The sequence below is a fragment of the Brevibacillus sp. YAE8 genome, assembly GCF_057543335.1.
The window spans coordinates 156,644-176,690 of sequence record NZ_BAAIYG010000007.1 but is presented as its reverse complement, the minus strand read 5'-3'; the positions used below and the strand labels follow the sequence as shown (position 1 = coordinate 176,690).

The following is a 20,047-nucleotide window of genomic DNA, read 5'->3' as shown; positions in this document are numbered from 1 at the left end:
CGTGGGCTTCCTGGATCAATTGTTGTTTGAACTCGATTGAATAGCGTCTCCGTTGCATAAAAATATCCCCCTCTGTTCTTCTGATATCAGCTTAACAAGATAAGGGGGTATGACTCAAATCCAATTTCGGGGCTTAAAAGGCTTGGGTAGTTCTGCGCTTGGCTGTCTGGTGCAAGGCGAAGAGGCGGCGGAACAATGACAGGTGTGTTTGCAAGTAGAAAATGCTCAGTTTTGCAGCCAAAATTGCCTAAGAACTTGCCAGCTGTTTGTAACTACAGAGGAATTCTATCCATGCCTGCTTGAAGCGGAAACTTTCGCCCGTGAATGAGAGGATATGAGTGTGGTGGATCAAGCGATCGATGAGCGCCGATGTGAGCTTCGTAGCTGTCGGCACAAATCCCCCAGTTCTGTTGGCATCTCAGCTCACCCCACAAGTTGATCATAGCGTTGGAGGGAACCCTCTATACGTGTTCCCGGAGGGGACAGCGTCTCCTCCCACGTAACAGACAGGTCGCGGCTTCCGTATTTTACGCCCAGCACGGCCGTGATGCGAGTAACGGGTGTGTCTTGGCCTAGTAGAGCCATTACCTCCTTAATCTGTTCGATGGTGTAAACGTCGCACCAGTGTGACATAGCCTGAAGACGATCTTTTCGCCCTGTCACATCTTTCACGGTCACATATGCCTACAAGATCTCCGGTAGCATATGGAGAAACTGCGAGTGCGTCACGCTGCGTGTTTTTCTTAGCCATCCGGCACATATTTGTGACCATTGAATGTCCACCGTTCGTCCGGTATAAGGTCTGGGTACTTCCCGAATCTGCTGGTGTTGGCCGTTGAGAAGATGAGACGATCCCAGAAGGTTTGGATCAGTACCTCACTGCCGGGCGTTGCTACCTCCAGCAACGGAATCGTCATTTCATCCATCCGAATTTCCCCGTATTTGTTCACCACTGCCACCCCAAGCGAAAGGCCTTAAATCCATGCTCCGGCAAGGTAAGCGGTTTACGGCGATCATCCTCCCACAGATCTGCGATGCAACGATTTTGGGCATAGTGCTGACGCTCACGATCCTGTGTTGCTTGCTCAGCGAAGTAGGCGGCTAATGTCATGGCTGTTATAGATGGGGATCGGCATAGCCCAATTGCGCTTGGAGTACCCACATTTGTTCTCCACGTGCCCGTTCCCATAACCACTGTATGGGTTGCAAAAGACGGCTTCAAATCGGTAGTGAGCACAAAATCGCTGGAACCCCTCTGTTAATTGCCGTTCGCCCAGCTTCTCGATATGAACGACGGCAGCGGAGAGATTGTTAAACCAGCTTCGCTGCGGAACACCCCCCATTTGTTCAAAGCACTGCTTCATTGCCTCCAAGAAGCATTCCTGATTTTCCGTGGGTGTTGGATAGATGAAAGCGGTATTGCTGTACGGGAAAGACATCACGAGCAGTTTGTATGTGAGGAATCGGTGCTCTTGGCATACTTCAATGGTGGTAAAGTCCACTTGTGCCTCACCCGGTGGATGTTCTAGTCGTTCGTACGTTTTGGCGCGCTCCAGTTCCATTTCGCTTTTTCGTTTCCGTACATAAGCCAAAACCGTACGTAGCCCACCTGTAAATTGATGTTCGTCACACAAACGTTGGAAAATAAGTACACCTGTGTGTCGTTGCTTACGGGGGACCAAGTATCGACGATCTCCATAAACGGACCCATGACAGGACTTCTGCTTTTCGTTTGGTCATTGAGGCATTCCAATCCGTTTGATCGGCATATTTTTTGGCAGTCCGCCAGTGAACACCGACGCATTCTGCAACCTCATTGACCGAGCAGTCTTCCACTTCGCGTAAAAACCTGATATAGTGTTGTTGAGGCATTTTCAGCATCCTTTCCATTCTCCTTCGCTAAGTTGTCGCAAACCTAACGTTAGGAGGAAGTTTTGATGCTGACAAGTGCCTTTTTTGTATCTGTCTTGAGCATTTTTATGCTGCAATATTAGGCATTTTTAGTATGCAATAAACAGCAGCCGGGTAAAGACATCTGCGCTGTAGCTGATCGCAACCGTTGGGGCGATCTTTGACAGGGCTTCGACGTCGTCTTGCTCGAGGAAGTCCGGGACGAGGATCAAATCCGGTTTGAGCGACAAAGTTTTCTCCAGATTGGGAGACAGGCCGTCCCCGCCGATGTCTTCAATGCCTTTCAGTTGCTCGTCCGTCAAGGCTAGTTTGGCGTTCATAAAGTTCGTTTCGATCATCGGGACGTTGAGCGCTTTCAGTTCCGCAGCGTAATAATGGGCGATGATTTTCTCAGGTGCTGCCGGGATTTCCACGGTTCTCCCCAAGACGTCCTTGTAGGAGCGGGTCGATGGCTTCTCGGCTGTTGTTTCGGCAGTGGGCAGCGGCGTTGCGGTGGTATTGCTGTTGCTGGTGTTGGTGTTGGCCGTGCCACAAGCGGTCAGTAAGAGGACAGACAGCGCTGTCGTCAGGAAGATGGCTGAGGTTTTCTGCAAAAATCGGATCAAGATTGATCTCTCCTTGTTGTGAAAACCATTCTCAATTAGTTCGCTATCATTGTATATTCGCATTGCGCAGACTCAATGGACAAATTTTGCGGAGAGGGGAAACCGTGGCGCTTCCTTGGCTACCTTGGATGCCGCGTTGACCACCTTCTCCTGTTCCAAGCACTTGCAGGGTCAGTTTTTTCGTCCAAGGTCCACTTTATAACTTTGACTTGGCCTGACTCTATGAGAAGCAAATAAATTGTAAGTTCTCCATCCAATGCAGAACGGTGTCGGCAAGCATGTTCTTTTTCATCCCGCACGTCTCCCGCACAGCTTCAACATCATCAAAATGGAAGAAAACCTGATCGCCCATCGTCAGGTTTTTCGTCATTCCCTTTTCCCCAGAAGTACCCGCCACAAATCTCCAAACCTAACTCGACGACTTTATCTCCAAATCGTGAACAAAAAAAGACTTTCAGCAAATTATCAGTACTCACTGTGATTTACTTCACTATGGTTTTATCTCGGTGCGATTACAATGAAGACACTATCGAAAGAAATTTCAACTGCACCGAAGAGGGAAAGAAAACGTTTTTCACATGTCCTCGACCAACCGCCCTCATGCAGCAAAGCACCGCGCGCTGATCGTCTTGCCGTATCTCGGGTTACGTTTCTTAGCAAACATATACATAGATTTTGCTCTTTACTGGCATCTGGTAAGGCACATTCGTGATTGTCGGGGGATTTGTCGGTCCATTTTCCGCTAAAAACGGACCGACCGTCTATTAACCTTCTCTTGAAAAAGGTTGCAACAACAGAAAGAACCTCAACGGCTTTTCCGCAAAGTACAACGAAAACGAAAACTGCTGCGAAGGGAACATTTGAACGTGCTGTTGTTTCAAAGAAAACAGGCAGAGCGAGGAACGGCCAGATGAACGATAGCGAGAGGGTGTCTGAGCAACTCCACGGTTTGATCGAAAAGAAAGTGAGTATCCGGGTCCGAAATTAGGCAGACGATGTGGATGATACGGAGCTACAAGCAGCACCCATCATAAAACAGTCTCTCACCAGACGAGAGATCAGCGAAAACAGCAAACCTGTCTGGCGTTTTTATCCTTGCTACCCCCGCAACCGGGATCGCATCGGTCGAAATTGACAACAAAAGAACAGCTACTAACTGCCGAGTATAGGAGAGGCGATGCTCTACAAGCTGTTGTTTCCCGAGAAGAGAATAAACACGGAAAAAGCGGAAGGGAAAGGAGGGGAACGAATTACTCTTGACAGAAAACCGAACGGGGCATGTCGCCGGACAGCGCAGTAGCGTCTGAGGTAGAGCTTGTCAAGGTTTGTTATGCCAGTTTGAGAAACAGGAGTGTATCGGTATGAATTTTACCATTGGCAAAAAGCTGTTCTTGTCATTTTTGGCAGTATCGTTCCTTTTTTTGATTTCCAGTACGGTCTCTTATGTCTATTTTATAAAGGTCGATGACTCCTACACGGACTTGGTTGGAAGGCGTGCCGTGATTTTAGCCAATGCTGAAAAAATCCAGGGACAAGTCTACAAACGGTCGAGTGGGCTACGCGGATATCTGGTGACCAGAGAAGCGAAATACATCGAAGACATGAACAAGGCTTACGAGAGTATCGGCCAGTTGATTGACGAGACGTCCAAATTAGTCCAACGACCAGTGGACCAAGAGAGATTCGATAAGCTGCAAGCGATGAATCAGGAGTACAGGCAAAAGTCAGATGCGATGCAGCAATTGGCGCGCAATGGCGAGAGTACGGAGAGCATTACCGGGTATTACAGCAAGGAAATGGTTCCGATTGGGCAAGAAATGGAGAAGATGGTCGGAAATATCGTTGCCGATCAGTATGCGCTGATGAATGAAGGCAGCGAGGCAAATACGGAGATGGTCAACTCGGTGCGCCGTCTGCTGAATATCATCAGTATAGCAGCCACGATCCTGGCGTTAGCAATCGGCTGGTACATGACGAAGAAAATTACGAGACCGATTCTGCAGATTTCCGAGGCAGCCGAACAGATTGCAAGAGGAAATGTTATGCTGGATGCGATTCAAGTGAAGAACAAAGACGAGATCGGCAAGCTGGCAGAGTCCTTTAACGAAATGGCTGCCAATTTGCGTGAGCTGATCCAAAAGGTCAGGCTTACTTCCGGGCAGGTGGCCGCTTTTTCTGAACAGTTGAAGGCAAGCGCCGAACAGACGACAGAGGCTACGAATCAAATTGCGGCTTCCATCCAGGGGGTCGCCACCGGAACCGAAGTGCAGGGGCAGGGCGCGGAGGAAAGCGCCAGAGCGATGAGCGAGATGGCAATGGGCATTGGACAGATCGCAAAAGCCGTCGCGTCGGTGTCAGAGGAAGCGGAGAGGACCCATCAATAGGCCAGAAAAGGCGATGAATTGCTGGAGGCTGTCAAACAGCAGATGAATGCGATCTCCCAGTCCACAAACGAGACGACTGCGGTGATTAAGCAGTTGCGTGAGCGTTCGACACACATTGGCAAGATCACCGACGTCATTACCGGCATAGCGGACCAGACGAATTTGCTCTCTTTGAATGCGGCGATCGAAGCGGCGCGGGCAGGAGAGCACGGGCGGGGGTTTGCCGTGGTTGCGCATGAAGTGAGAATGCTGGCGGAACAATCGAGGCACTCGTCCGAGCAGATCGCCAGCTTAATCCACGACATTCAAAGCGACACGGAAAAGGTCGTACAAGCCATGGCAAAAGACTCCCAGGAGGTAGCTGCCGGATTCGAGTACGTGCAAAAGACGGGAGAAGGCTTTGTCCACATCGTCAAATCAGTAGAAAGCGTGTCGAATCAGATCCACGAGCTGTCCTCTGTCTCCGAAGAAATGTCAGCTAGCTCCCAGCAGGTGAGCGCGTCCATCGAGGAAATGTCCAAAATCGCCAAAGAGACGGCGAACAATACACAAAACGTCGCGTCTGCTTCGGAAGAACAGTTGGCTTCCATGTAAGAAATCGCAGCCTCGGCGACCGCTCTGGCAGAGATGTCCGAGGAGCTGGAGTCTTTGCTGAAAAGATTCACCTGTAATTGAGGCTATGCTTCTTTGCTTGCTGCTTACAGACAAAAGTCCTTCGTGGAGAAGGGCTATTTTTTGTAAAAAGCTGTTTCTCACATAAAGAAGAGCTATTTTCTTTGCGTGATACGTCTATTAAATGGAAGCAATATTTGAATTTACCTTTTCTACCATTCATTATTTTCAATCACATAGACAAAGAAGACTATATAACTTATAATCATGAATTGGTAAAAAAAGTAAATCAGTGAAAGGGGCACAAAGCTTTTATGGATCTGATTGTCGACAACATGACGATATCTCTTGGCGATGACTGTTATCTGGACATAGATGGTTAACGCGCTTGTGACTCCGTTCGCAGTAAATGTGGGCGGCGGTACTTGGGATTACGGCACGGAAATCACAGGCTCTCAAAAGCATTGCTGGTCGCATTATAACCACCCGGATAACTACCATTCTTCTACTGCAAAAGTAGGAACAAGTACAGATAAAGCATATGCATATGCAGGTGAATGGTCACTGGCAGATGCTTACGGGCCAAAAGACAAAACTGGCTATGCATACTGGGACAATGAAGCGAAAGAACCCGGTAAATAACAGGAGCCTGACTAGCAACAGCTACCATACGTTACTCATCTGAGTGGCGTATGGTACGTTGCGTTTATGAGGGGGCCAGGAAAAATAAGGGGAGCGGATGCATGAAAAGGACGTTATCAGGTTTGCTTATCTTTATTTTCGCGGTGTCTTTTCTGCTAGCATACAATCAGGCTTATCGCACTGAGCTTGAGCAAATGGAAAGGGCAGGAGAGGGGGATTCAGCCCCGTTTCGGATACCTAATTATGCGAGTTTTGCTTCACCAACTGAAATGTATCCGATTCTACTCGATGCGGCTGTGAAGGCAAAGGTAAATATTTTTAGAACCAATATTGATTATGGCGTAGATGACGAGGTTCGGATTCACAAGTACGTGTTGTTGACAAACAGCACTGCGTTTTTTGACTCGTTTCGATTAAAAAGCGGCAGATTTCTCACAGCACAAGATACCCAACAGGGCAATTCCTATCTATCCACGGTAGACTCAGAAGACCAGGAGCAAAGAGGAACGATTAAGATGTTTGGCAGTCATCGGCTGATCGAAATCAAGCCACTTCGGTCTGCTTACAAGCACCTTCCCGTAGAGGGGCAGTATTTTATAGAGGGGTCCGATGAGCAATACCAGCAGTTTGTAGACCATGTCATCAACAAGATTGTTGCGAACAAATTGGTTGACCAAGGAACCAGACTCACCCCTGAAGATTTTAAGGGGCATTTTTATACTTCCGGCAAAATGGAAATCGAAGCAGATTTCTTTACATATATCAGATATTTGATTTTTATCGTGACGATTATTATGCTCGTCTACTATGTCTTTAACGAGTCAAAGCAGATTGGCGTTATGAAAATGCACGGCCTCTCCAACTTGCATCTATGGTACCTGGTTATCGGGAGATTGGTGACGGTTATTTATATACTGGCGGCCGTGATTTCTGTACTGGCAGCCTTGCTTATGAAAGATACAGCGGCTCATTTCATCGTAAATGTCATTCTGTCTCAATTGGTAAGTTACGTCATTGCTCTTTTAATCTCCCTAATCGCATATGTCTATATAGCGAGAATTAAGGTTATTGATGTCATCAAAAACCGCAAAGAAACAAATGGAATCGTTACTTTGAACACAATGCTCAAAACTGGTTGCTCTATATTTCTTGTCTTGGTCATCCTTCCGATATGGAATCAGTTTGATGAGGTGCGTATTCAAGAGGAAAATTTGAAAAGCTGGGAGCGAAGCAAAGATTACGGCGTGTTCTACCCGGTAAGGGTCGGCGATGATTCGGAAGATTACGATAGAGGTGCGTATAAAATTACCGCAACGGAAGTCACAGGCCTCTATCCCCTGCTCAATAAAATGGGAGCTTTATTCATTGATGCACGTAGCTACCGGGAATCAGTGCTTCTGCTGAACAGAAATTCTCGCAATATCCGCTCCATTTCGGTAAATCTCAACTATCTTCAGGAGTTTCCTGTATATGATGCCCAAGGAAATCCTGTGAACATTTCAGAGGATACAAGCGATTTCATTTTGCTTGTTCCTGAAAAATACCGTAACAAGGAAAAAGAAATTTTGGATTACTTTACGAAAGTAAGAAAGAATCTTGTTGAGGTAGATGAGAACCGGTTTCAGGTGGAAGTCCCGGATCGTGTAAGAAATCAACGGCTGTCTATCATCTGGACAGCAAATAACCAGAAAATATTTAGCTTCAATCCAGAAGTGTTTCCATTAGAAAACAATATGATTGTAGATCCGATTATTGAGAAAAACAGCCTTGTTGCAGACAAAGCCAACATGATGAGCGGAGGGTGGGGCCGCGATCCGTTAAAGGTGAAATTGATAAACAGAGACAGTGAACGGACGTTCGAGTTGCTCGAACCTGAACTGAAAAGGCTGAAGCTCGACGATAACCTGACAAATCTGATATCAGTCGACCAATATGTTCTGAGTCAGATATATGAATTGAAAAATACAAGGACCCAGCTTACATTCATCAGTCTCGGACTGTTAGCCGGATTGCTGGTGCTTGTCGTACAAAATCTGAGCGTGTTTTTTAGCAAATTTCAACGAAGATTTATCGTGCGCAGATTATTCGGTACCGGTTTTTTCAAAACGTACCAGGAATATATGTGGTTGCTGTCGGTGACATGGGCGATCCAGATCGGCGCCTGCCTATTGGTAAACAGTGGTTTTTCATCCAGTTTGCTTCAAATGGCCGGAAGTGTATCTATGGTAGCGTCATCCATCAACGAAGCAGTCGGATCGTCTAGCGATCGTCTGCTTGCAATAGGCGGCGGGGTGCTCGCTATTGAATTTGTAGCGTCTGTTCTCGCACTGTTTGTTATCGAGCGGAAAAATAAAGGAAAAGTACTAAAAGGAGGTGGGGGAGCAGCATGAAAACGGTATGTGAACTGGTTGATGTCAGCAAACGCTATCAAGATCACACGGTTCTTGAACAAATCAATTTGAAAGTATATGAAGGAGATATGCTCGCTATTACGGGTAAAAGCGGCTCTGGCAAGACGACTGTTCTCAATATTATGGGATTGCTTGAAGATCCGAGTAGTGGCACAGTGAAACTGTTTGATAAGCAGCGTCCGCGGATTGGATCGGCCCAGGCAAACAAACTGCTTAGAACAAGAATTGCCTACCTCTTCCAGAACTTCGCATTGATTGATGATGCAACCGTTGACTATAACCTTGAGGTCCCGCTGCTTTATTCGGGAAAAACAAGAGCGGAAAAGCAAAAATTAAAAAAAGAGGCACTGGAGAAAGTGGGGCTGGATATCTCACTCAAGCAAAAAACATACGGTTTGTCGGGCGGGGAGCAACAACGGGTGGCAATTGCGAGGATATTGTTAAAGCCATGCGACCTCATCCTTGCCGACGAACCGACAGGATCATTGGACGTCGACAACCGCAATGAAATTGTGAAGCTTCTGAAGGAACTGAATCATAAAGGCAAAACCATTATTATCGTCACTCATGATGAGTACGTTGCGGGAGAATGTGGCAGAGTGATTTCACTGTCGTGAAGAAGAGGTTGCCCGAATATCCCGTTTTGTGAAAACATGAAAGAAATGTCCCACGAAGCCCGATGAGCAGTGTGGCAAAACGTATTAGTAGTGGCACAAAAAGCGACGATTGCAATATACTGACTGATGAAGAAATAAAGACCTCGTGAGAAATCCGCTATAAACCAAAGCGACATCCGTGCAGCAACCGGGTAAAAGCTTTGGTTTTTGTCTATCCATGAGTTTTTTACACAAATTGCCAACACATTCCCTATAAAAAGTATATCATTCCGACACTTTACGGGCCTTTTAATAGCATATAACTATCAATATATAGCAAATATTTTATTCTAAAGATAAAAGTGATACACTATATAACAGGTTGTAATTATTCCAGAAAAGGTGTGTACTAGGTAGCACCCTGACTTGCAACGGGGCCAGATCAGGAGCCGCCTGCATCTTTTCTCCAAATACCAGCGAGTTAGGACGGTAAAAATGAGTAACAGACAAATGCAAACAGACGTTATCTTAATTGGTGCCGGCATCATGAGTGCGACTCTAGGGTCACTGCTGAAAGAATTAGTACCAGACTGGAAAATTACAGTGTTTGAAAAGCTCTCCAAAGCAGGAGAGGAAAGCTCCAACGAATGGAACAATGCCGGAACCGGGCATGCTGCACTCTGTGAGCTGAACTACACCACGGAAAAGAAAGACGGATCGGTCGACATTAGCAAGGCGATCAAGATCAATGAGCAGTTTCAGGTTTCCATGCAGTTTTGGTCTCATCTCGTAAACAGCAAGCTGATTAGCAATCCGCAAGATTTCATCATGCCTTTGCCGCACATGAGCTTGGTGCAAGGGGAGAAAAATGTTTCGTTTTTGAAGAAGCGTTTCGAAGCGATGTCCCAAAATCCTCTGTTCCAAGGCATGGAGTTTTCCGATGACCCGGAAAAACTGAAGGAATGGATTCCGCTCGTGATGGAAGGCCGTTCTTCGAATGAGCCAATCGCAGCCACAAAGATCGACACGGGAACGGATGTCAACTTTGGGGCTTTGACGCGGATGTTGTTTGACCACCTGAAGACGAAAAACGTTGAAGTAAACTATGAGCATAGCGTTGATGATATTAAACGTACCAGCGACGGCTCTTGGGAATTGAAAGTGAAAAATCTCAAGAACGGCATCGTCCAACGCCATAAGGCGAAGTTCGTCTTTATCGGCGGCGGTGGCGGAAGCCTGCATTTGCTGCAAAAATCCGGTATTCCGGAAGGGAAGCGCATTGGCGGATTCCCGGTAAGCGGTATCTTTATGGTCTGTAAAAACCAGGATATCGTGGAGCAGCATCATGCAAAAGTTTACGGAAAAGCCAAGGTTGGCGCTCCGCCAATGTCTGTTCCGCATCTGGACACACGTTACATCGACGGCAAGAAGTCGTTGCTGTTCGGGCCTTTTGCCGGGTTCTCGCCGAAGTTCCTGAAAACCGGCTCCATGTTCGATTTGATTACTTCTGTCAAACCGAACAACGTGCTGACAATGCTGGCAGCAGGCGCGAAAGAAATGTCGTTGACGAAGTACCTGATCCAGCAAGTCATGCTGTCCAAAGAGCAGCGTATGGAAGAGCTGCGCGAGTTTATCCCGAACGCGAAGAGCGAGGATTGGGATTTGGTCGTGGCCGGCCAGCGCGTGCAGGTTATCAAAGACACCGAGGCAGGCGGAAAAGGAACACTGCAGTTCGGTACCGAAGTCATTACGGCGTCGGACGGCTCGATTGCAGCGTTGCTGGGTGCTTCTCCGGGAGCTTCCACTGCCGTGTCCGTCATGCTTGAGGTCATTAAAAAATGCTTCCCGCAGCATATTAACGAGTGGGAAGTCAAAATCAAAGAAATGATTCCTTCTTATGGCGTGTCATTGATGGACAATCCAGAGTTGTTGCATGAAATTCACTCTTACACAGCACAGGTGCTGGGGCTGGACAGGAAAGTAGCTGTCGCCCGGTAGCCAGCCAGTAATCAATATACGAGCGAAGCGGCCTTTTCCCTGCGATTTGTAGGGGGAAGGCCGTTTTTTTCAGCTTGTCTTTGGCGCCGATTAGAAAAAGCGGCAGATCAGCCTCGAAGAATTTTTGCAAAGATAGCATGGCGTGCAGTCAAAAACGCAGGGGGAGAGGAAGCGTTACATGGTAATAGATCAAGACTTAACCATCCATGAACTAAAATCGTTTCTGCAAAGCGGCGAAAGACACTTCAGAAGAGTTTGCGTGGAGACGGGAGCCTTGAGAAACGCTGACTTGCAAAACGCGTGTTTTCGGGGCAATGCCGTATGTGGCGTAGACATGCACGGCGCCAATATCCAAGGGGTGGAGTCATGGGGGACAATATTTTTCTTTTGACCAACGGCAGTGATGAAACAAGCGTCCACCAGAAGCAACTGACAGAAAGCCCGTTGTGGAAAACGATTCCGGCCGTCCAGCAAGGCCGCGTTTACACGCTGGACAGCAAATTCAACTTCGACGACCCGATTACGTTGGACATGCTGCTGGATGAAATCGTTCAGATCATGGCCGGGGCGGGGAAGGCTGACAAGAAATAAAGCAAACGACAACCGAAGAAGCTGCTCATGCCACGGGGACGGATCGACGCCCGGTTGTGCGAGCGGCTTTTTTGTGTGGAACAGATCGCCCGGCAAATCGAAAGGGGATTGGCATGACGAAAACAATCGTTGAAAAGCTGCGTTTGCACACGTACAAAAAAGCAGCGGTTTTGCATCAGCCGGAGGGCGCAGACTACTTGGCGTCGCAGTCCCTTTTTCTGTGATAGATAAGCCCCTGGTATTTTTCATAAAAAGGAGACAGGCACTTGCGGCCAACGAAGCTCATGCCTGCTTTGCCTGCTTTATTGCGACACGTCTGAAGCGATTCGGAAGATTGCCGTCCCAAAGCAGCTATCCTGTGCTACAATTATGAAAATGATTATCAATATCACATTCGCATAAACATCATTGTTGAAAAGTGCAGGAGGTGGCTGTGCATGTTCAGTAATGAGCGGAACCATAGCGAAGCAGGAAGCACGGATGCGCCGCACATGTCGTTGGATGAAGTGCGTGAGTACATAGCCAGCCGTTTTGCGGAGCAGATGTCGATCCAGAGCTTGGCGCAGTTGGCGGGGCTTAGTCCCAATTATTTTGGTGAGGCGTTCAAAAAAGCGTACGGACAGAGCGTGATGGACTATTTGACGGAGCTGCGCATCGGCCACGCCAAGCAGCTTTTGCGCGATTCCGATTTGTATATGCGCGAAATCGCGCGCAAGGTCGGCTACCACGATGAGTTTTACTTCAGCAGAAAGTTTAAAAAAGTAGTCGGGGTTTCGCCTTCTGCATACAGCAGGGACACGAGAAAGCGGGTAGCCGTCACTTCGGCGGCTGCCATCGGCAATCTGCTCGTGCTGGGGGTCGTTCCGGTTGCCGCACCGCTTGATCCGAAGTGGAGCCCGTATTACCACTACTACTATCAAGAGCAGATCAAGGTCCATCTGAGCTCGCCAGAAGCCGACCTGGACGAAGAAAGTCTCCGGAAGCTGATGTCGGCCAAGCCGGACATGTTGATTTTGCACCATGAACACGATCCGATGGTTCGAAAGCAACTGCTCAGCTCCGGGATCGAATGCGTCGAAATCGGAGCGGCGGATTGGCGGGAGCAACTTCGGCAAACCGCCCAATCCGTAGACAGGCAATCCGTGTGTGAACAATGGATAGCAGACTATGAGACGAGGGCGGCGGAGGCGAGGGAGAGCGTGAGCCAGGCAGTCGGGGCGGATGTATTCATCACGCTTCGCATATCGGGCGAGCAAATCTACCTCTACAGCAACAGAGGGATTCGCGACATGCTTTACGGGGACCTGGCGCTTGCGACGATCCCGGAGCTAAAGCAGTTGTCCAACAAAGAGATTACGCTCGACCAGTTGGCGCAGTTCAATCCTGACAGGCTGCTGCTGTTGATTTGTCCGAACGCAAGCACCAGAAGGTACTGGCTGTCTTTGCAGTACCACACGCAATGGCGGGGGCTGAATGCGGTCAAGAACGGGCAGATGTACGTCATTCCTTCCAACCCGTGGTTCGAATATTCCGCTCTGGCAATGAACCGGATGCTGGAAGAGGCTATCTTGATGCTAACAGGGAAAAATCCAGCCCCTTCACCTGTTCCAGTCCATGGAGTCACGTAGCGGATTGCTTTATAATTCCTTCATGTGAGAATCGTTATCACTTGGAGGGGGAGCTTTTTTGATGATAAACGCGGGAAACAAAGGGCGGGGACGCATTCGCCAACCGTTGGCCCTGCTGTCAGCCTTGTTGCTTGTATCCGGACTGCTGGCTGCATGCGGGACGAATGCGGATGCACCCGAGGCGCAGGCGAGCAAACAGGAGACAGCGGTACAGAACAATGCGGCAGACGCGGAAAAGAGCAAGGCTGAGCAGGCGAGCATCTACCCGCTGACGGTCAAAGACGAGCTTGGGCATGAGGTGACGATTCCAGCGAAGCCGACCAAAGTTTTTGCTCCGGTCATGGAGGATTCTTTGCTCACGCTGGGTATCAAGCCTGTACGGCAATGGTCGAACGGCGTAAGCCCGCAGGAATATTTGCAAGATCAGCTCGGCAGCGTGCCGCAGATCAGTTTTGCGGGCGGACAGCCTTCTTTTGAAGCGATTTTGGAATCGCAGCCGGACCTGATTATTTTGCACAATGCGTATGCAGCGGAGAACGGCGTGTACGAGCAATATGCCAAAATCGCGCCTACGTATGTGTTCAAGAGTGCATCCACCGATTTGAACAGCTCGATTCGCGAACTGGGCAAATTGCTGGGGGAGGAAGACAGGGCAGCGCAAGCGATCAAAGACTACGCCGACAAGGTCACAAACGCAAAAGCCAAGCTGGAAGGAATCACAAAAGGGAAAAAAGCTGCAATCATCCGCTTTAATGCCAAAGGCATGTTTTTCATGAATAGCGACTATTTCAGCGGCTATGTGCTCGCGCATGAGCTGGGCTTCGAGCCAAGCAGCCTGGTGAAAGGCGGCGCTTTTGAAGTGTCCCTGGAAATTTTGCCTGAGCTGGATGCCGATTATATTTTCCTCGTGAACGACGGCAATCAGGGAGATCGCTTTGTAAAAGAGTTGAAGGAAAGCGAAGTGTGGAAAAACGTTCCGGCAGTGAAAAACGGTCGCGTCTTCGAGACGTCCAATGATTACTGGCTGAGTGGCGGGTTTATTGCCCAAAGCAAAGTGATGGACGATGTAGTGAGGTTCCTGCAGCCATGAACAAAATGACAGAAAGACCTCATATCGCGGAGCGTTGCTTTGAGTACGAGATGACGTCGAGCAGGCAACTCGACTACCGGATTTTGATTGCCACGCCAAAAGACGAGCCGCCGCCGAGCGGTTACGCAGTCGTCTACGCGTTGGACGGAGATGCGCTGTTTCAGACGCTCGCAGAGGCGGTCAAGCTGCAGACGCGCAAGCCGAAGGGCTTCGACCCGATCTTGGTGATCGGCATTGGCTATCCGTCCAGGGAGCCGTTTGACATGGAGCGGCGTTGCCGCGACTTTACGATGCAGGCCAGCGAAGGAGCGCTTCCGAAACGGCCTGACGGTTCACCGTGGCCGCCGCATGGCGAAGCAGACGACTTCCTCGATTTTCTGGAAACAGAATTGATGCCAGCTATCGCCAAGGAGTGGCCGATTGATCCGGCCAGACAGGCGATTGTCGGACATTCCCTCGGTGGACTGTTTACGCTGCACGCCTTGTTCACCAGACCGCATCTGTTTACGCATTATGCGGCGGGCAGCCCTTCCGTCTGGTGGGCCGACAACGAGGTGCTCAAGGAAATGGAGCAGTTCAAAGCGGGCTGGCAGCGCGAGGAACAGCGTCATCTGCTGCTGACGATCGGGGCAGATGAACTGGAGGATATGCTCGAAGGCGCGGAAGAGGTCGCCCGGGGGCTGAGTCCGCTCAAAGAGCAGGGGCTTCATCTGGAATGGATCAAGTTCGCCGGAGAAGATCATGTGACTGTTTTGCCCGCCATGCTCAGCCGCCTGCCGCGGTTTTTGTGGTCCGGAAAAGAAAACACATAACGCGAATCAGTAGTTCGGCTGTCAGCAGAAAATGACAGCCGAACCTTTTTTTATTGCATGACAGCAACCGTCTATGATAATTTTTGTAAAGTCTATCGTACAGACGAATCATCCAGGTGGGCGTGCGTCGGGAGCCAACGCGCGTCCATGACCATCGAACGAGGTGCAGCATGTCGGCATACTTGATCCCGATTCAAACCGCATTTATCGCTTTTTTCCTGCTCGAATTTGTGCTTGTAATCCCGTGGCTGATCTACAGCTACCGAAGTACGGCTATGTGAGCCTGTGGGCTTCTGTCGTGGCCTACTCGTTTATGTACTATATGTTGTCCGCGTTGTTTCTTGTGCTTTTGCCGCTCCCGGAGACGCGGGATACGTGCGCGCACCAGTCAGCGGATACGGTGTACTATTCGCTTGTGCCCTTTTCCTTTGTCAGCGATACGCTTGCGGCCAGCTCAATCGTCTGGTCCAATCCGACCACGTACATGCAGGTTTTTCAGCAGAGCGCCTTTTGGCAAGCAACCTTCAACTTTCTCCTGCTGCTCCCTTTTGGCGTCTACTTGCGCTACTTTTGGCAAGAAAAACGGCACTGGAAGCGAGCGCTTGCTTTCGGCTTTGCCCTGTCCCTGTTTTACGAGGTCACGCAGGTAATTGTCCGTATCGCATCTTTGAAGTGGACTATTTGATGCTGAACAGCAGCGGAGCGCTGTTTGGCTACTGGATTGGCCCGATCATCCTCGCCCTGTTTCCATCGAAAAAAACGCTGCTGGCGAAAACGGCCAAAATCCGGCAAAGCGAGCGGGTTCCGCCACTGTCGCAGTTGCTGGCAGTGTGGGTCGATTATTTTGCGATTCAGGCAGTCTTGTTTGTCACGATTGGCTTTTTTACGGCAAATGAACTGATTGAGATGCTCTGCACCACTGTGGGCTTTTTGCTTGTCTACTTTGCGCTTCCAGTCCTGTGGGGCGGCAAAACGATAGGGACGAACCTGCTGCGCTTCAAGCTTGCCGATCCGCAGGGAGAGACGCCTTCGCGGAAAGCTTTGCTCTTCTGCGCATTTTCGCTATCGGTGAACAAGCCCGGCTTGATAAATGGGGAGCGGTCAGGCATACTCTCACATAAAAAGGTTGGGCAGTTGAGGAGGCGAAGCCGAGATGTCTGCAAAAAAAGGTGTTAATCATTGACGACGAAGAAGATATTTTGAGGCTCATTAAAACGGTGCTGCAAAAAGAAGGCATCGAACACGTCTATACGTCTGCGACGGCCAAAGACGGCCTCGCTCAATTTCAGGAAAAGAAGCCGGATCTCGTGCTGCTGGACATCATGCTGCCCGATGGGGAAGGCTATGACGTATGCAAACAAATGAGAAGCATCTCGAAGGTGCCGATTTTGTTCATTTCGGCGAAAACGGAGGAAATTGACAAAATTCTCGGCTTTGCCATCGGCGGTGACGACTATATTACAAAGCCGTTCAGCCCGAAAGAGCTTGCCTACCGCGTCAAGGCGCAGTTGAGGCGAGCAGACTATGCCGCAGCAGAGTCTGTGGAGGAAGCAGACCCTGTGCTAAAGGCAGGCCCCTTCGAGTTGAATCCGCAAAAAGCAGAGCTGTTAAAGAACGGCGTTGCCATTGAGTTAAAGCCGAAAGAGCTTGGGCTGATGAAGGTGTTTCTGGAAAACGTCAACAAAGTGATTAGCAAGGAAAAGCTGTATGACACGGTCTGGGGCGAGGATTTTATCGGAATCGACAACACCGTCATGGTGCACATTCGCAGGCTGCGGGAAAAAATCGAGGACCAGCCGTCCCAGCCGAAGTATTTGATTACGATGAAAGGCTTGGGGTACATTCACGCTGACACCAGAAGGAAAAGATGCGCTGCAAAAAAAGAACGCGTGGATTCAGATTCTCGATGAAAACGGCAACGAAGTGTGGGGCTATCGGGTGCCCGCAGGCGTGATGAAGCATTATACGCCAGCAGACATGATTCAAATGTACAAGTACCAGGAAGTGAATGGCGATACGACCGTGTTCGTAGGGGAAAAGGCGAGCGCAGACAGGCGCTACAGCTACTTCATCGGAATGGAAAACCCGAATCTCAGTCGGTACGTGGTTTTTTACGACAACCAGGTCATCCTGCACTCGGAAATGCTGCGCGACCCGGACTATCATTTTACGCTGGACGAAATCAGGGAGTATGCAGCGATTATCGAGAAAAAGTCAGTGTACATCAAAGAGGTCATCGAAGACCTGAACTTGACGACGCGGCTGAGGAACAAAGAGCTGTCGCTGCAGCGGAAGACGGTCAACATGGTCACGCTCTTGCGCAGCATCGTGATTGACATCCTCAACGACCCGAAGTACGCCAACCGCCACATCGAATTTGCGTTCAGCGAAGAGTACATCCCCGTAGAGGCAGATGAAATCTTGATGTGGCGGGCGATCAACAACCTGATCTACAACGCGCTCGTCCACAACGATGACGGGGTAAAGATTACGGTGAGCGTTGAAAAGAAAGAACGCGTGCGCATTACGATTGCGGACGATGGAAAAGGGATTAAAAAAGAAGAGCTGAACCGGATTTTTGACCGTTACTACCGGGGGACGAACACGGGCGATGCGCATAAAGGCTCCGGGCTGGGCATGGCGATTGCTCACGATATCATCAAGGCGCATCAGGGAGAGATCGTCATCAACAGCGAGGAAGGACGCGGAACTGTAGTGGAGATTACTTTATAGATAATCATGTAGGGAAGCGGGACACCTGTGCAGGGTGTCTTTTTTATGCGGGTTTGTGGGAGGTTTGGACCACAGAAATTTATTTTATCTATCACATATTTTTTATTTTATATAAGTCTGAATATATTGATTTACCAACTGTTTTTCTAGTGAATATAATTGTTATTATCAGAAAAACATATTACAATAAACAAGTGTTTCTGGAGTAAAGCACGCTAAAAGGGGGAGAAGAATAATCTTACCAACTATTAGGAATGCTTTATTAGAAGCACGACATGATGCAGGAGAACGTTTTTTATCAAGTAAAAATGATCGCCTGCTCATGATGTGTACGATTAGGTAGTACTCTACAGCTTTTTCGCAAATACAGCTAGCCAAAGCAGAGAGGAAGAAGAACCGAAGTGGAAAAGAAAGAGTTAAAAAGGGGTCTGGAAACGCGCCACATTCAAATGATCGCATTGGGCGGTACAATTGGCGTAGGGCTCTTTATGGGTTCGGCAAGCACGATTCAATGGACGGGTCCATCCGTAATGCTTGCTTATGCAATTGTAGGAATTTTTATATTTTTTATCATGCGCGCCATGGGGGAAATGCTGTATGTAGAGCCGAGCACCGGGTCGTTCGCGACGTTTGGCTACAAGTACATTCATCCCTTGGCTGGTTACTTGACGGCCTGGAGCAACTGGTTCCAGTGGGTCGTCGTGGGGATGGCGGAGATTATCGCCGTCGGGACGTACATGAAGTACTGGTTCCCGGATTTGCCGGCCTGGATTCCCGGGATTATTGCCATGCTGATTCTCGGGGCAGCGAACTTGTTCTCCGTTAAATCGTTTGGTGAATTTGAGTTTTGGTTCGCTATGATTAAAATTGTTACGATCGTCTTGATGATTATCGCCGGATTTGGCCTGATTTTCTTCGGAATCGGCAACGGCGGCAACGCAATCGGATTGTCGAACCTGTGGGAACACGGCGGCTTTTTTGCTGGCGGCTGGACAGGCTTTTTCTTCGCTTTATCATTGGTAATCGGGGCTTATCAAGGGGTCGAGCTGATCGGGATTACGGCTGGTGAGGCAAAAGATCCAAAGAAAACGTTGACGAGCGCGATCCAAAGCATCATCTGGCGTATTCTCATTTTCTACATCGGTGCAATCTTTGTTATTGTAACCGTTTACCCATGGGATCAACTGCAGTCGATTGGCAGCCCGTTCGTGGCGACGTTTGCGAAAATCGGGATTACGGCAGCGGCTGGACTGATTAACTTTGTCGTTATCACCGCAGCGATGTCCGGCTGTAATAGTGGTATTTACAGTGCGGGTCGCATGCTTTATACGCTCGGTATGAACGGACAGGCTCCAAAAATTTTCACCAAGCTGTCCCATAACGGCGTGCCGCTTCTGGGAACGATCGGCGTGCTGATCGGCTTGGGCGTCGGCGTGATTTTGAGCTATATCGCGCCGGAAAATCTGTTTGTGTATGTGTACAGCGCAAGCGTGCTGCCTGGAATGGTTCCGTGGTTCGTCATTCTAATCAGCCAAATCCGCTTCCGCAAGCAAAGAGCGGCAGAGCTGCGCGATCATCCGTTCAAAATGCCGCTTGCTCCACTGACCAACTACGTCACGATTGCCTTTTTGCTGATGGTACTGGTCGGAATGTGGATTAACGATGAAACACGCATCTCGCTGATTGCCGGGATTGTGTTCCTGGGCATCATGACGATCAGCTTTTACGCTTTTGGCATTGGCAAGGCGGTTCCGCTCGATGAGCAGGACGGGAACGCCAAGCGGTAATAATCGTTTGGGCAACAGATAGGGACATTGGCGACGATGTCCCTATTTTTTTGTGCAGATAAAAATTATCCAGTATCAGGGCAACTAACCTTCGAGGTTCGCCAATGGCTTGGCGCAGCCAAGTTTTCTAATCTGTGCGGGAAAAAGAGGCGGTGCAGTTGCAGGGTTGAAATTTAAGTTCGAGAATCTTAAAATAAAGATATTATTTGGTGAGAAGCTACGTGTGTCACTGGAAGAAAAATGCGAA

The 20,047-nt window shown here is 49.0% G+C and carries 19 protein-coding genes and 1 pseudogene; 15 read left to right on the top strand and 5 right to left on the bottom strand.

Going from position 1 to position 20,047, the window contains the following annotated elements:
* Positions 1-247: 247 nt before the first annotated feature.
* The 5 genes from AC27IT_RS12940 to AC27IT_RS12920 form a co-directional block, all read right to left on the bottom strand.
* Entirely contained in the window at positions 248-394 is a 147-nt protein-coding gene (locus AC27IT_RS12940; RefSeq protein ID WP_283858476.1) for an ATP-binding protein, read from the bottom strand.
* A gap of 349 nt (positions 395-743) precedes the next feature.
* Entirely contained in the window at positions 744-950 is a 207-nt protein-coding gene (locus tag AC27IT_RS12935) for a hypothetical protein (protein ID WP_283858475.1), read from the bottom strand.
* A gap of 135 nt (positions 951-1,085) precedes the next feature.
* Positions 1,086-1,682: an IS21 family transposase gene (istA, locus tag AC27IT_RS12930; protein WP_283858474.1), complete on the bottom strand. Its 597-nt coding sequence runs from the start codon at positions 1,680-1,682 to the stop codon at positions 1,086-1,088.
* Positions 1,683-2,000: 318 nt separating this feature from the next.
* Entirely contained in the window at positions 2,001-2,516 is a 516-nt protein-coding gene (locus AC27IT_RS12925) for an ABC transporter substrate-binding protein (RefSeq protein WP_283858473.1), read from the bottom strand.
* A gap of 220 nt (positions 2,517-2,736) precedes the next feature.
* Complete coding sequence (locus tag AC27IT_RS12920; RefSeq protein WP_283858472.1) at positions 2,737-2,886, bottom strand: hypothetical protein; 150 nt, start codon at positions 2,884-2,886, stop codon at positions 2,737-2,739.
* A 991-nt stretch (positions 2,887-3,877) separates the two neighbouring features.
* Here AC27IT_RS12920 and AC27IT_RS12915 point away from each other — a divergent pair.
* The 15 genes and pseudogenes from AC27IT_RS12915 (at position 3,878) to AC27IT_RS12845 (ending at position 19,800) form a co-directional block, all read left to right on the top strand.
* Complete coding sequence (locus AC27IT_RS12915) at positions 3,878-4,900, top strand: methyl-accepting chemotaxis protein (RefSeq protein ID WP_283858471.1); 1,023 nt, start codon at positions 3,878-3,880, stop codon at positions 4,898-4,900.
* A 12-nt stretch (positions 4,901-4,912) separates the two neighbouring features.
* Positions 4,913-5,494, top strand: a pseudogene (locus tag AC27IT_RS12910) (methyl-accepting chemotaxis protein); the annotation flags it as partial.
* Positions 5,495-5,902: 408 nt separating this feature from the next.
* Entirely contained in the window at positions 5,903-6,154 is a 252-nt protein-coding gene (locus tag AC27IT_RS12905) for a lactococcin 972 family bacteriocin (RefSeq protein ID WP_283858469.1), read from the top strand.
* Positions 6,155-6,255: 101 nt separating this feature from the next.
* Positions 6,256-8,544, top strand: coding sequence for a DUF1430 domain-containing protein (locus AC27IT_RS12900; RefSeq protein ID WP_283858468.1), 2,289 nt, complete (start codon positions 6,256-6,258; stop codon positions 8,542-8,544).
* Positions 8,541-9,182: an ABC transporter ATP-binding protein gene (locus AC27IT_RS12895; RefSeq protein WP_005830633.1), complete on the top strand. Its 642-nt coding sequence runs from the start codon at positions 8,541-8,543 to the stop codon at positions 9,180-9,182. Before AC27IT_RS12900 ends, AC27IT_RS12895 begins: the two co-directional genes overlap by 4 nt.
* A gap of 432 nt (positions 9,183-9,614) precedes the next feature.
* The gene (locus AC27IT_RS12890; RefSeq protein ID WP_268871430.1) at positions 9,615-11,159 is read left to right on the top strand and encodes a malate:quinone oxidoreductase; all 1,545 of its coding nucleotides are present in this window, start codon (positions 9,615-9,617) and stop codon (positions 11,157-11,159) included.
* A gap of 366 nt (positions 11,160-11,525) precedes the next feature.
* Positions 11,526-11,750 carry an ABC transporter substrate-binding protein gene (locus tag AC27IT_RS12885; protein ID WP_005830628.1) on the top strand — a complete coding sequence of 75 codons (225 nt, stop codon included), beginning with the start codon at positions 11,526-11,528 and terminating at the stop codon, positions 11,748-11,750.
* 437 nt (positions 11,751-12,187) lie between these two features.
* On the top strand, positions 12,188-13,378 hold the full coding sequence (locus AC27IT_RS12880) for a helix-turn-helix domain-containing protein (protein WP_283858467.1): 1,191 nt from the start codon (positions 12,188-12,190) through the stop codon (positions 13,376-13,378).
* 61 nt (positions 13,379-13,439) lie between these two features.
* Positions 13,440-14,468: an ABC transporter substrate-binding protein gene (locus AC27IT_RS12875; RefSeq protein ID WP_122952394.1), complete on the top strand. Its 1,029-nt coding sequence runs from the start codon at positions 13,440-13,442 to the stop codon at positions 14,466-14,468.
* Entirely contained in the window at positions 14,465-15,280 is an 816-nt protein-coding gene (locus tag AC27IT_RS12870; RefSeq protein WP_283858466.1) for an alpha/beta hydrolase, read from the top strand. The genes AC27IT_RS12875 and AC27IT_RS12870 overlap by 4 nt, the downstream gene beginning before the upstream one ends.
* A 244-nt stretch (positions 15,281-15,524) precedes the next feature.
* On the top strand, positions 15,525-15,965 hold the full coding sequence (locus AC27IT_RS12865) for a VanZ family protein (RefSeq protein ID WP_309479582.1): 441 nt from the start codon (positions 15,525-15,527) through the stop codon (positions 15,963-15,965).
* Positions 15,965-16,456, top strand: a complete 492-nt coding sequence (locus AC27IT_RS12860) for an RDD family protein (RefSeq protein ID WP_283858464.1) — start codon at positions 15,965-15,967, stop codon at positions 16,454-16,456. The genes AC27IT_RS12865 and AC27IT_RS12860 overlap by 1 nt, the downstream gene beginning before the upstream one ends.
* Positions 16,438-17,190 (top strand): response regulator transcription factor, encoded by a 753-nt coding sequence (locus AC27IT_RS12855; RefSeq protein WP_283859322.1) that lies wholly within the window; start codon positions 16,438-16,440, stop codon positions 17,188-17,190. Before AC27IT_RS12860 ends, AC27IT_RS12855 begins: the two co-directional genes overlap by 19 nt.
* 43 nt (positions 17,191-17,233) lie before the next feature.
* Complete coding sequence (locus AC27IT_RS12850; protein WP_283859321.1) at positions 17,234-18,013, top strand: sensor histidine kinase; 780 nt, start codon at positions 17,234-17,236, stop codon at positions 18,011-18,013.
* Between the two features lie 401 nt (positions 18,014-18,414).
* Positions 18,415-19,800 (top strand): amino acid permease, encoded by a 1,386-nt coding sequence (locus tag AC27IT_RS12845; protein WP_005830611.1) that lies wholly within the window; start codon positions 18,415-18,417, stop codon positions 19,798-19,800.
* The last annotated feature ends 247 nt before the right edge of the window (positions 19,801-20,047 follow it).